This window comes from Paraflavitalea devenefica (assembly GCF_011759375.1).
Lineage (GTDB): Bacteria > Bacteroidota > Bacteroidia > Chitinophagales > Chitinophagaceae > Paraflavitalea > Paraflavitalea devenefica.
Window position 1 is genome coordinate 663,667 of the sequence record NZ_JAARML010000002.1, and the last position, 12,200, is coordinate 675,866.

Below are 12,200 nucleotides of genomic sequence, written 5' to 3' on the forward strand. Positions count from 1 at the left end.
AAATGACCTGGTAGTAATACGCAGGTCATCTTTGCTTTTGAGGATCCTATTGAACCGTCAGAATCCTACGCCAATATAAAAAGTGAAGGCGCTGTTCTTCGAATTTTTGGTGGCCGCTCCGGTAATACCGTCATCGTCGTCACCAATTTCATTCAGGCCATAATTGTACCGGGCGCCGATGGTGAAATGCTGTATATCAATTCCAACACCACCTACCAGGCCATAATCAAACCGTTTGAAATTGTCGGTGTTTAAGTCTGCAATATGATCTACATCGCCGCTTTCGGTATCGAGCCTTTTAATATTGGCAGAGGCGAGGTAAGCCGCATAACCACCTGCCTGAATGTTGAAATTCTTCCCCAGGTTAAATACGGCCAATACGGGCACTTCTACATAATTCAGGTTAAAGCGGTATTCCCCTTCTCCAAAAATATTGTTGTAACGCAGCTTAGCGCCTTTGCTGCTATACAACACTTCGGGTTGAATGGAAAAACCATTGGTGACCGGGAACTTGGCAAACATACCTACGTTTAAACCCACCTTCATGTTCTCATCTTCCACATCATCAACATATAAATTGCTGAGGTTGATGCCTCCTTTGAAACCTATCTTAGGCTGTAAAGTACTCTCTGTGGAAGTTTTTTGTTCCTGGGCCGTGGCTGCTGTTATAAAGCAGATAAGCATGGCCGGCAGGAAGAGTTTACGTAAGCTGCAAATCGTGGTTCTCATTGTTTTCATTTTTAGTACTGTATTTTTTGTTTTCATTGTCTGGTTGCCTGTCATTAATGCGGCTCAGGGATACCTGCTCAATTCATATTCCCCGGTTTTTGCCTTGTGGAATTGCGGTGGTAAAAGGTGTGATTGTGTACCCTTATCTACAGAGGTAATTGAATAGTAGCCGATTATAGCCAGTTGACAGGCATTGCGGGGTAACAATTAATGCTTTCAGGATAAAGCAGGCGATATGGCAGGGCAGGATTTTTATACCTATTTTGATAAAACCATTTACTATGCGTGCAATCTGGAGTGGTTCCATCGGCTTTGGGCTGGTGAACATACCGGTTAAACTATACAGTGCCGTACAGGAAAGTAGTCTTGACCTGGACATGCTGGACAAGAAGGACCAGGCCAATATTAAATTCCAGCGTATTAATGAACGGACCGGTAAAGTAGTGGCCTGGGCCAATATAGTAAAAGCCTATAACCTGGATGGACATTACGTGGTACTTACCGACGACGATTTTCAAAAGGCCATGCCGGAAAAAACGAAGAGCATTGACATCATGGCTTTTGTGGAAGAAGCGGAAATTGATGCCATGCTGTATGAAACACCTTATTACATTGAACCCGATAAATCAGGCGCCCGCGCCTACGCCTTATTATGGAGTGCGCTGCATAAAACAGGCAAGGCAGGGCTGGGCAGTTTTGTACTGCGCAGCAAAGAAAGCCTCTGCCTCATCCGGGCAACAGCAGCCGCGCTTGTAGTACAAAAGATCCGTTTCGAGGAAGAGATCCGGGATATCGGCCCTCTCAATATTCCTAAACTCACCAGCAAGCCTGGTGAGCTGAAAATGGCTTTATCACTGATTGAACAACTGACGGAAAAATTTGATATCTCTGCTTACAAGGATACCTATTCTGATAAGCTCATGAAGCTCATCAGGGCCAAAGCAAAAGGTAAGAAGGTGGCTGCACCGCACATGAAGGTTGTTCATTCAAGGGCCAAAGACCTGATGTCTCAACTCAAAGCCAGCCTGGAAACTAAAAAACGCAGAGCGTCTTAAAAGGCAGCGAGGCATTGAGGCAACGAGGGTTGATTATTGATTACTGATTATTAATTATTCGTTTGTTTCGATAACTGAGCCGCGAAGAAGGTAATAGTTTATTGATATTAAATTAAAGCATGATGGTCGTCAAAGAATCACCAGCGAAGGAAACCCTGGTAAGGATCAACCGCCGTTCCCTGTGCCTTACCAACCTTTCCAAAATATACTTTCCCCAGGAAAAGATCACCAAGGGGGATGTCATCGCCTACTACAATACCATGGCCGATCACATCCTGCCTTACCTGAAAGACCGGCCTTTATCCCTGAAAAGGAATCCCAATGGGATTACCGACAAAGGGTTTTATCACAAAGATGCGGCAGATGAAGGCCCTGCCTGGATAAAATCGTTTGACGAGTATGCGGAATCTTCCCAGAAAGTAGTCAACTACATTGTATGCAATGATAAAGCAACGCTGATCTACCTGGCCAACCTGGGCTGTATTGAAATGAATCCCTGGAACTCTACTGTGCGTACACCAGACAAGCCCACTTACCTGATGATAGATATTGACCCTTCTGAAAAGAACACGTTTGACCAGGTGGTATCTGTAGCCCAGGCGGTGCAGGAAGTGCTGAACAGGGCAGGGGCGGTGAGTTTTTGCAAAACTTCCGGCGCTACGGGATTGCATGTGTATGTGCCGCTCAATGCCCGTTATACCTATGAAGTGGCCAGGGAGTTTGCCCACATTGTGGCCACCCTGGTGCAGGAACAATTGCCTGGCATCACCACGCTGGAAAGGTCTTTGCGCAAGCGTGGTAATAAGATCTACGTTGATTATCTGCAAAATTCCAAAGGGCAAACACTGGCCTCAGCTTATAGCTTACGCCCGGTGCCGGGAGCAACCGTATCGGCCCCTTTAGTATGGAAAGAAGTAAAAAGCGGGCTGCATCCTTCCCAATTTACCATCTATAATATAGAAGAGCGGGTAAAGAAACTGGGCGATGTATTTTACATGGTACTCAGAAATGGCAATAACCTGAAAGGCTGCCTGAAGAACCTGGGATATTGAGCCGGTCCAAAGGACTCCTTCGGAGCAGGCGGCTACCGGTTGAAACTAAAGAGTTGGTTATTGGTGTTCTTTTTCCCTGATAACATATCCCTGATGAGCTGGGCGGCAATCACGCTGAACGTGATGCCATTGCCTCCAAACCCCAGGGCAAACCAGGTATTTGGCCGTTCGGGTATACTGCCTATATAGGGCAACCCATCCCGGGTACTGGCAAAAGTACCTGCCCAGGCAAAATCAGTGCGAAAAGGGATATGCGGGAATAAGCGGCAGAAAGAATGTTCCAGTTGTTTGGATTTTCTGGGCAGGTTGGCGTCGCGCCGGGCGGGATTATAAAAAAGATCGTCCTTGCCACCTACCACAATGCGTTGATCGGGGGATGCACGCATATACAAATAGGGATTGGCGGTTTCCCATATCAACGCATTCTCGTACCAGAACTCGGTGGCGTACAAGGGCTCACTGATAATGGTATAGGTGGAATGCAACCTTTCTATCTTTTTGGGCAGGTATTGCTGGGATTCATAACCGCAGGCGATGATGAGCTGTTTGGCTTCCACCGTATAGCCCCATTCTGTTTGGAGCACTACGCCCTTCCCTTCATAATCAATATTGGTCACCATCGTGTTATCATACACCAGCATGCCTTTATCCTGACCATGTTTCAGCAGGGCATGGGTAAGCTCATACGCTTCTACCAGTCCCCCGTCGGCCGATAACAGGCCGGCCGGTTTATTGAACCCAAATCGTTGCTTAATATCAGGCGCCGATAGCAACTGCAGGTTGAATCCTGCTCGCTTGCGCAGCCCGTATTCCCGTTCCAGGTCTTTCACGCTGTTGTTATAAGAAGCGAACTGGAAGCTGGGCCTCAGTAAAAAAGAAGGTTTGGTGGGTAACTGTTTGCAGATATCATGGAGGTCATAAATGGACTGCCGGCAAAGCAGGTAACTAAGCACGGCATTCTTTTCTCCCACCAATCCGATCAGCTTATGCAGGGGCGTATCAATTTCATATTGTAACAGGGAAGTGCTGGCGGCCGTGCTGCCCATCCCCGCATGCCGGCGATCAATCACTACTGCCTGTATGCCCTTTTGGATCAGGTGCCAGCCTACCAGTGCACCGGTAATGCCTGCGCCGATAATGGCCACATCAGCCTGCAGGTTTTTGCGGAGGGACGGATATACATAGCCCAGCCCATGTCGTAACAATGCATATGGTTTGTCTGACCGGAGATCCATAGTATATGCTAATTTATGTATCGAGGTACGAGGGAGGGATCTCTTTGGCTTCCTGCTTTATTACAAATACGGCAGTTTCCTTTGGCCGGATTCCACTGCCGGCCTCTACCGCATAACATTTAGTGTATTCTGCCCCGAAATACAGGATCAGGGAGGAATAAAACACCCAGAGTAGAATAATCACGATGGTGGCGGCTGCACCATACGTAATACCCACGTTGGATCTGCTGATATAAAAACTGATCAGGAACTTACCGCCCATGAACAGGATGGCTGTAAAGAGGGCGCCCTTCATCACATCATGCCAATGGATAACGGCATCGGGCAACACTTTAAAGATAACAGCAAAGAGCGTGGTGATCACCGCCAGCACGATCAGCAGGTTCAATATATAGAACAGCACAATAATGTCTTCCGAAAATAACCTGGACAGCCGTTCACTCAGCACATCCAGGAGCGTGCTGATCAATAAAGACACCAGCATGACGAACCCCAGACCAACCACGAGGGAAAAGGACAATAGCCGGTTGATGATAAACTTCAGCCATCCTTTTTTCGGTTTTGCTTTTACCGACCAGATGGTGTTGATCGAATCCTGTATCTCTGTAAAAACACCACTGGCGCCAAACAGCAACATTACCACGCCGATAATGATGCCGGTAGTTTTAAACTGGGAATGCTCAATATTCTTGATGATCTCCTGCAACTGGATGGCCGCTTTACTGCCAATAAAGCCACTTACCTGGCCATACACCCTTCCCTGAACGGCCTCGCGGCCATAAAATATACCGGCCAGGGATATAACAATGATCAGTATGGGGCCCATCGAGAAAATGGTATAATACGACAGGGAAGCGCTTAGCTTGAAAGCATTGTCTTCTAAAAAGGCCATACCTGCTTTTTTCAGGATCCTGAAAAATGAACGTATTGAACGCATGCAATACCGGGAGAAATAAGCATGCCCCTGCGCAGACAGGCATGTATACAGGATGAAATACCGGAGAAAGCATCAGCGTGGGGAAAACTATCTACAAACTGGGGTGAAGTGCCTATAGTGCCGGATCAGGCTTGATATTTTTACCTGTTACATTAAAACGTAATAACATGAGAAGCATCTTATATCTTATTGCAGTAATACTGGTTATCGGGTGGATATTGGGATTCTTTGTATATAGCGCTTCTGGCCTTATTCATATCCTGATCATCTTAGCCATCATATCCCTGCTGCTCGGTTTGATCAGGAGTACCTGAGGATAAAAAGGATAACATGGCTCACAACGACCCGATGAGATTGGTTCAGCATCAACAGTGAACCAATCTCATTTTTTTATTCCTGCCCGCAACCAGTACCCAATAACCAGCAACTAACCAGCACCCAGCAACCAGTAACCAGCACCCAACAAAAAAGGCCGGTAGAAACCAGCCCTTGTAAAGTCCAATGTGCCTTATGAAAAACTATTTTTAAACCGGGGTCATCATTTTGTTGTTTTTGTTGTTTGCATATCCCGGTGTCTTTTAATAAGATCATGCGATTCTTTCAGTGATGCTTTCTCTTTGGTGATCAATTGGCGAACGTCTGCATCCATCGTAGCTTCAGATTCCGTCGCTTGCTGGTAAGCTTTCTGGGCTGCATCTTCTCCATACTCACAGGCTGCCAATACGGATTTGCGGTCTTTACCGGAGAAAGTTGCTTTTACGCCCATCCAGGCACGGTAGATCTTGCCAGCGTTGGTGGTGCTCTTCGTATCGGCGCCGCCACCCCTTTTTTGCACTTCCTGTACTAACTCAGCTTTATTTTGCCGGCTTTGATCGGCCATGCGGCGGAACAACGTGCGCAGGTCTGCGTCTATGTCCTTTGTTTCATTCATTGCTTTTTCATAGCCTTCAATGCGGTCATTGTTGATGCGGATCAGGTCATTTAATACTTCAACCAATTCTTCATTATTATGTTGCATAACAATCATTTTAATGGTTTACAGATGAGGTAATATGCAAAAAAACAATACCACTGAACCTGCCCGCTGCGGCGCCTGTTGATTTGTAGAAGGACTTCCTCGATACCCTGGGCGGATGGTTATAAATGATGGCGATAACTCAACATACCCGGCGGCGCAGATGGCATAGATTTTTATAACTATATAGTAAATGCAACTTGCCGGTATGAAAACACTAATCAGTTTAAAAGCAGAAGATCACGCTATCGTCCGTACTTTTTGCGGTTGCTTTTCCGATATGGACCACCTTGAGGAAGAGCTGCATGCTGAAAGCAGGCCCCTTGCAAAACCAGCCATCAACATAGCGGAAACAGCTACCGCTTACCGGTTGGAGCTGGCTTTGCCCGGTTACCGGAAAAGTGATCTTCAGGTGAGTATAGAAAATGATACGCTGATCATCCAGGGCAGAGCTTCCTGTGTACCTGCGCAATATGAAGAAGTACAACGGTTTTACAAAAGAGAATTTGCTGTTGAATCTTTTGCCCGCAGCTTCCTGTTGCCCGAAGATGTGGACAAGGCTTCCGCCTGTTTTGAGGAAGGCATACTATTTATTCACCTTACCAAAGGTGGGGTACGCCGGCTGCCGGTGGAGGGCCCCGCGTACCAGGAAACCATCATTATCAATTAAAAAATGAACTTATGGCCAGGTATTCAGAAGGTGCGGCCAGCTAATTTATTAATCACTATGAACATTGCTTTTATGGAACATGCCGTAAAACTAAACGTTGATGGTCAGAGCCAGTTGGTAAAATTGAACGAAATGGTACATCCGATTCACTGTATGTTCCATGCACGGTTTGAGGACGGGTATGAAAACATCTTCTTTGCCGATGTGGAAAGTGGAAGATGGGTAGAGCAGGATATTGGGTTCACCAGCCTGGCAGATATGATCGGTAAAAAAATAGAAAGCATCTACTACGTTGAATGGGCCAGGAAGGACGTTACCTGGTTTGAGGAGGAAGATGGTGGCAGGCATATTCAATTCGGGTATCATGCCGACAATACGGCCGGGTACCTGGTATATGAGATATTTGCACCCAACCGCCGGTATATGTTTACCCTGGTAAAGTTGCAAACACATGTGTGGCAATTATTTAAAATACCGGGTAGTGGATGGGATTATGATGAAATGTATATCCAGAAAATACCATTTATACTGGATGAGATCATTACCTAACATGAAACGTTCTCTTTCTATATTGATCCTACTGTGTAGCCTGGCAGGATGGGTGTCCTGTGGCGGCGGCGGGCAATCCGATGAGCGGCCTGCCGATTCTCAAATGGTAGCTGAGCATGTGGACCCCAGCACCAAATTCCCGCAACAACTGGTGGAAACAGATACTTTACAAATAGACAGGGCTTTTGTGGACAATGCTATCCAATCTGCCTGGGAAACGATCGCCCTGACCGATCTGGCCGTTCAGAAAGCCACCCATGCCAGCGTGCACGAAATAGCGCAAACCATGGCCCGTTATTACCGGCAATTGTATGCCTCTTTACTGAGGCAAAAGCAGGAGCAGCGGAAGGCGGACAGTGATAGCCTGAAAAAATTTACGGATGGCAGCCGGGAAGCGCTTGAAAAGCTGTCTGGTGCTGCTTTTGACCGGCAATGGATTGAAAAAATGGTGACCCGGAATGAAGCAGCCATCAGCCGCTATGAAGCCGAAGCAGCCGCTGCCAAAAACAAGGATATCAGGAAACTGGCAGATGACGCCCTGCCTGTTATGAAAACGCATCAGCAGCAATTGGAAACATGCAGAACCAAACTTCAATAGCTATTGAAGTTTGAGTAAAAGGACGGCCGGGAGGCCGTCTTTTTTGTGGCATTAAGTTTATAACAGAATAAATAAATAGATTATATGCAACGAGACGGAGCCTGTCAAAGCATATGGCAATCATCCCTGCCCGATTACAAGGCGCGGGCCACTTATATTCCTGTTGGGGTGCAGGATGTGGTAATCGTGGGCGGCGGCATCACAGGGGTGAGCACAGCCTTGCTCTTACAGCAATCGGGTAAGCGATGTGTGCTGGTAGAGGCCAATAACATCGGTTTTGGTACTACCGGTGGTACGACTGCCCACCTGAATACCTTTATGGATTCGTCTTATGCACAGATTACCAGGAATTTTTCTGCAGAAGATGCAACCCTCATGGCCACGGGCGCCAAACAGGCCATCACCCTTATCAAACAACAGATTGAAACCTATGGCATTCATTGCAGCTACAAGGAATTGCCGGGTTACCTGTTCTCTGTCAATGAAAAACAAAGCGCTGAACTGGACGAGATTGTAACGGCTTCCCAAAAAGCCGGTGTGCAAACCGGTTTTGTTACTTCCTCTGTATTGCCCGTGCCTTACCTGAAAGTAGCTTTATTCGATAACCAGGCCCAGTTCAATCCCCTGCAGTACCTCTATGGCCTGGCAAAAGCATTTGAAGACGCCGGCGGCATATTGTTGCAAAACTGCCGCATGTTGCACGCGGACGACAATGAGACCATTGATGTCATTACTACCAAAGGGAATATTAAATGCCGGCAACTCATTTACGCCACCCATATACCACCGGGTGTGAACCTCCTGCATTTCCGTTGCGCTCCTTATCGCAGCTACGCCATTGCGGTGCAGTTAAAGAATGGAGAATACCCCGATGCAGTAGCCTATGATATGAATGATCCCTATCATTACTACCGTACGCAGGAAGTGAACGGCAAACAATACCTTATTGTGGGAGGCGAGGACCATAAAACAGGCCATGAGGAGAATACAGAAGCCTGTTTCCGCAGGCTGGAAAGTCATGTGAGGAGTTTCTTTGAGGTACAGGAAGTAGGCTACAAATGGTCATCGCAGTACTTTGAACCCGTAGACGGACTTCCCTATATTGGCCATTTACCGGGACACCCGGGGAACATCTATGTAGCCACGGGCTTTGGTGGTAATGGTATGATCTATGGCACCCTCTCTGCCATCATCTTGCATGACATGCTGGTGAAAGAAACCAGTCCCTGGGAAGAATTGCTGGACCCCAATCGCATTAAGCCGGTGGCAGGATTTGCCAACTTTGTAAAAGAAGCGGCTGATGTGGTGGGTAAGTTAGCAGGTGGCCTCTTCCCGGAAGGGAAGCTGCATGAACTGGCCGATATTGCATTGGACGAAGCCCGCATAGTAGAATTTGAAGGAAAGAAAATGGGGATTTATAAAGACCCCCTGGGAAAAATATATGCTATTGATCCGGGCTGTACCCATATCAAATGCACCGTGCAATGGAATGGGGCAGAGAAAACCTGGGATTGTCCCTGCCACGGTTCCCGCTTTTCTTATACAGGCGATGTATTGACCGGCCCGGCCCGCAAGAACCTTGCGGTGTATGATATTAAAGTAGGCAAAGCCATTATATAATAAGTGAATGGTGAGTGGTGAGTAAGTTGTCTGTACAGACGTCCACTCACCATTCGCTACTCACCGTACTATTGCCGTTCAGTCTTCAATATTTTCATCAGTTCCGCTAATTGTTGTTCCAGCTTTTCAATCTTCCTGTTCTGCGCTTCAATCAACTGCTGTTGTTCCTGCATGCCTTTCACCAGGGGTACTACAAAGGCATCATAGCTCAGGCTGTAATGGTCTTTATCTGTTTTTGGTTTTATAATTCCGCTGAAATCATATCCGCTATTCATAGCGGCCTGCTCTACTTCCTGGGCCAGGAAACCACTGCGCCGGATCTGGCTGGCTGCCTCATAGGCTGCCTGGGTTTCCGGGGTAATGCCGGTTGCCGGCAGCGCATCAAACCGCTTCACATCAAAATGGTAGCTTACCGGTCGCAACTGCATAATAAAATCAAGTCCTTTTACGTCTTCCTGTATACCAAACTTGAAGCGCATATCGGAAGGAGTGGTAAAGGGCACCTGTCCTTCAATCACCGTAACGGCCGCATTGCCGATACGTACTTTATTGGAGGCATCCACGATAGCGCCATTACCAAGGGCGGTGGCATTGGTGAAAGAAGAGCCTGCTGCCACTCCCGCACGATAACCTACGGCTGTATTATTACTGCCGGTAGTGTTACCGGTAAGGGATTCATAACCCACCGCTACATTACGCGATCCTGTGGAATTCCAGGGTAATGCCCAAAAACCTATGGCTGTATTTTCTTCTCCCGACGTATTGGTTCGCAAAGACACCATGCCAATAGCTGTATTGAAAGAACCATTTTCATTGGCATTCATGGATTCGGTGCCAATGGCTGTATTGTATTGGGCAGAAGTGCTATTGACCAATGCATGCTGGCCTACAGCGGTGTTGTAGGAACCACTGGTATTGTTATGCAGGGCCCAAATGCCAAGGGCGGTATTGTTGGTGCCGTTATAATTATTATACAGTACCTGGTAACCTACGGCTGTATTGGCACTTCCCAGGAAATTATAATGAAGGGCCTGATAGCCAATGCCGGTATTGACATACCCTTTATTGGCCCTCAGCGCTTCAAAGCCATTCGCGGTATTATAAGCGCCTGCCTGGTTTTCATACAAGGCGCGGTAGCCGGTTCCTGTATTTCCCTCACCGCCTTCATTGCTGTATAAAGCCTGGTAACCGATGGCGGTACTGCCATTACTGGCCGTATTGGAATAAAGCGCCTGGTATCCGGTGGCTACATTATCCGATCCGGTGATATTGGAGTATAATGACTGGAAACCACTACTCACATTATGGCTTCCTGATGCATTGTATCCCAAGGCCAAAAAACCGGTTGCCGTATTCTCACTGCCGGTGGTATTGGACCTTAAAGTCATGGCGCCAATGGCCGTATTAAGCATGCCGGTAGTCGTGTTGTTTAATGACTGCCAGCCTATGCCTGTATTATAAGCGCCCGTAGTATTTTCGCGTAATGCGTATCCTCCCACAGCCGTATTGTGCATGCCCCCATTGGAATGCAAGGCTTCTATTCCTACGGCGGTACATTCGCCGCCGCCATTGTACAATGCCCGGTAGCCCATGGCTGTACTGGTGAATCCTCCATGATAAAGCGCTTCATATCCCATAGCTGTATTCGCACTCCCGGTATTGGCGTATAAAGATTTATAACCATTGGCAGTATTACGTTGTCCCTCGCTGTTGAAGCGCAATGACTGATAGCCGGTAGCTGTATTGCCTTCGCCACTGATATCTTCACGCAAGGCCTCGTATCCCAAAGCCGTGCTGCCATTGCCGGTGGTATTCGAATGCAGCGCCTGGTATCCCAACACTACATTTTCAGAGCCTGTAGTATTTTGATAAAGTGACTGGTAGCCGGAAGCAGTATTGCGGTTGCCCGTGGTATTAGTGTAAAGAGATTGATATCCATTCGCCGTATTCATCACCCCTGTAGTATTGGTATACAGCGATGCGGCGCCCAGGGCTGTGTTCCACGTGCCGGTAGTATTCCGGTACAGCGAGATATGACCAATGCCGGTATTGTTATAGCCGCCTGTATTATCATGCAGGGCGTCGCCGCCAATGGCGGTATTGTGAAAACCAGTGAGGTTATGGTATAAGCTGGCCTGGCCCATCGCTGTATTGGCAGCGCCTTCTGTATTGGAGAACAGGGATAGAAAACCAGAGGCTGTATTGGAAAAACCGGTGGTATTGTTCTCCAGCGCCTTATTACCCAGTGCAGTATTGTTACTACCGGTAGTCATGGACTTGCCGGCAATAAGTCCCCAGGCCACATTATTCGTGGCGGGGTGAATGTACCCGGAAGGCAGGTTGTTGACGCGGATGCGCAAAGGCACATTATCAAGGGTACCTAAAAAATTAGCACTATCGGTGCCACTGTTGCCATTTAACAGCCAGGCATCGGTGGCCGCCAATGCTGCTGCTGAAGTGGCCATACTTTGCCATTGCCTACCGGTATGGTACCAGAAGGAGTGGGTAGTGGTATCATATACCAGCAGGCCCTGTGTAGGCGGGATCAGTTTGCGGGCTGCTGAACTCATGCGGGGAATGAGCACCCCTTTATTGCCCGATTTAATATCCAGTATGGCATTGGCGTTGGGCAGTGAACCATCTGCATTGATAGCAAGATTCTGGGCATAGCCCTGCTGCAGCAGCATTAACAAGACGATGGCCATCAAATATTTCTTTTTCATACGATCAGTATATTAGG

The 12,200-nt window shown here is 47.5% G+C and carries 12 protein-coding genes; 7 read left to right on the forward strand and 5 right to left on the reverse strand.

The features are described 5' to 3' along the window. Positions 1–57: 57 nt before the first annotated feature. Entirely contained in the window at positions 58–729 is a 672-nt protein-coding gene (locus HB364_RS12330; RefSeq protein WP_167288282.1) for a porin family protein, read from the reverse strand. Positions 730–1,010: 281 nt separating this feature from the next. On the opposite strand from HB364_RS12330, the gene ku reads away from it, so the two are divergent. Then, a complete protein-coding gene (gene ku, locus HB364_RS12335; protein WP_167288283.1) occupies positions 1,011–1,784 on the forward strand; it encodes a non-homologous end joining protein Ku in 774 nt (257 codons plus the stop codon). Positions 1,785–1,903: 119 nt separating this feature from the next. Continuing rightward, positions 1,904–2,836, forward strand: coding sequence for a non-homologous end-joining DNA ligase (gene ligD / locus HB364_RS12340; RefSeq protein WP_167288284.1), 933 nt, complete (start codon positions 1,904–1,906; stop codon positions 2,834–2,836). Positions 2,837–2,868: 32 nt separating this feature from the next. Here ligD and HB364_RS12345 read toward each other — a convergent pair whose 3' ends face one another. Both HB364_RS12345 and HB364_RS12350 read right to left on the reverse strand, forming a co-directional pair. Beyond that, positions 2,869–4,071 carry an NAD(P)/FAD-dependent oxidoreductase gene (locus HB364_RS12345; protein WP_167288285.1) on the reverse strand — a complete coding sequence of 401 codons (1,203 nt, stop codon included), beginning with the start codon at positions 4,069–4,071 and terminating at the stop codon, positions 2,869–2,871. A gap of 13 nt (positions 4,072–4,084) precedes the next feature. Beyond that, on the reverse strand, positions 4,085–4,963 hold the full coding sequence (locus tag HB364_RS12350) for a YihY/virulence factor BrkB family protein (protein WP_246228477.1): 879 nt from the start codon (positions 4,961–4,963) through the stop codon (positions 4,085–4,087). 212 nt (positions 4,964–5,175) lie between these two features. Here HB364_RS12350 and HB364_RS12355 point away from each other — a divergent pair, with 212 nt between their 5' ends. After that, the gene (locus HB364_RS12355; protein WP_167288287.1) at positions 5,176–5,322 is read left to right on the forward strand and encodes a lmo0937 family membrane protein; all 147 of its coding nucleotides are present in this window, start codon (positions 5,176–5,178) and stop codon (positions 5,320–5,322) included. Positions 5,323–5,546: 224 nt separating this feature from the next. Here HB364_RS12355 and HB364_RS12360 read toward each other — a convergent pair whose 3' ends face one another. Beyond that, positions 5,547–6,026, reverse strand: coding sequence for a ferritin-like domain-containing protein (locus tag HB364_RS12360; protein WP_167288288.1), 480 nt, complete (start codon positions 6,024–6,026; stop codon positions 5,547–5,549). Positions 6,027–6,231: 205 nt separating this feature from the next. On the opposite strand from HB364_RS12360, the gene HB364_RS12365 reads away from it, so the two are divergent. From HB364_RS12365 to HB364_RS12380, 4 genes are all read left to right on the forward strand, one after another. Continuing rightward, the gene (locus tag HB364_RS12365) at positions 6,232–6,693 is read left to right on the forward strand and encodes an Hsp20/alpha crystallin family protein (protein WP_167288289.1); all 462 of its coding nucleotides are present in this window, start codon (positions 6,232–6,234) and stop codon (positions 6,691–6,693) included. A 57-nt stretch (positions 6,694–6,750) separates the two neighbouring features. After that, positions 6,751–7,242 (forward strand): hypothetical protein, encoded by a 492-nt coding sequence (locus HB364_RS12370; RefSeq protein WP_167288290.1) that lies wholly within the window; start codon positions 6,751–6,753, stop codon positions 7,240–7,242. Position 7,243: 1 nt separating this feature from the next. Then, positions 7,244–7,840 carry a DUF4142 domain-containing protein gene (locus HB364_RS12375; protein ID WP_167288291.1) on the forward strand — a complete coding sequence of 199 codons (597 nt, stop codon included), beginning with the start codon at positions 7,244–7,246 and terminating at the stop codon, positions 7,838–7,840. An 84-nt stretch (positions 7,841–7,924) separates the two neighbouring features. After that, on the forward strand, positions 7,925–9,460 hold the full coding sequence (locus tag HB364_RS12380; protein ID WP_167288292.1) for an FAD-dependent oxidoreductase: 1,536 nt from the start codon (positions 7,925–7,927) through the stop codon (positions 9,458–9,460). Positions 9,461–9,528: 68 nt separating this feature from the next. On the opposite strand, the gene HB364_RS12385 is transcribed toward HB364_RS12380, so the two are convergent. Continuing rightward, a complete protein-coding gene (locus tag HB364_RS12385; protein ID WP_167288293.1) occupies positions 9,529–12,183 on the reverse strand; it encodes a tail fiber domain-containing protein in 2,655 nt (884 codons plus the stop codon). Positions 12,184–12,200: the final 17 nt, after the last annotated feature.

Excerpts from the sequence above, each read along its gene's own strand:
- HB364_RS12330 (WP_167288282.1), bottom strand. The coding sequence starts at position 729 with ATGAGAACCACGATTTGCAGCTTACGTAAACTCTTCCTGCCGGCCATG.
- ku (WP_167288283.1), top strand. The coding sequence starts at position 1,011 with ATGCGTGCAATCTGGAGTGGTTCCATCGGCTTTGGGCTGGTGAACATA.
- ligD (WP_167288284.1), top strand. The coding sequence starts at position 1,904 with ATGATGGTCGTCAAAGAATCACCAGCGAAGGAAACCCTGGTAAGGATC.
- HB364_RS12345 (WP_167288285.1), bottom strand. The coding sequence starts at position 4,071 with ATGGATCTCCGGTCAGACAAACCATATGCATTGTTACGACATGGGCTG.
- HB364_RS12350 (WP_246228477.1), bottom strand. The coding sequence starts at position 4,963 with ATGGCCTTTTTAGAAGACAATGCTTTCAAGCTAAGCGCTTCCCTGTCG.
- HB364_RS12355 (WP_167288287.1), top strand. The coding sequence starts at position 5,176 with ATGAGAAGCATCTTATATCTTATTGCAGTAATACTGGTTATCGGGTGG.
- HB364_RS12360 (WP_167288288.1), bottom strand. The coding sequence starts at position 6,026 with ATGCAACATAATAATGAAGAATTGGTTGAAGTATTAAATGACCTGATC.
- HB364_RS12365 (WP_167288289.1), top strand. The coding sequence starts at position 6,232 with ATGAAAACACTAATCAGTTTAAAAGCAGAAGATCACGCTATCGTCCGT.
- HB364_RS12370 (WP_167288290.1), top strand. The coding sequence starts at position 6,751 with ATGAACATTGCTTTTATGGAACATGCCGTAAAACTAAACGTTGATGGT.
- HB364_RS12375 (WP_167288291.1), top strand. The coding sequence starts at position 7,244 with ATGAAACGTTCTCTTTCTATATTGATCCTACTGTGTAGCCTGGCAGGA.
- HB364_RS12380 (WP_167288292.1), top strand. The coding sequence starts at position 7,925 with ATGCAACGAGACGGAGCCTGTCAAAGCATATGGCAATCATCCCTGCCC.
- HB364_RS12385 (WP_167288293.1), bottom strand. The coding sequence starts at position 12,183 with ATGAAAAAGAAATATTTGATGGCCATCGTCTTGTTAATGCTGCTGCAG.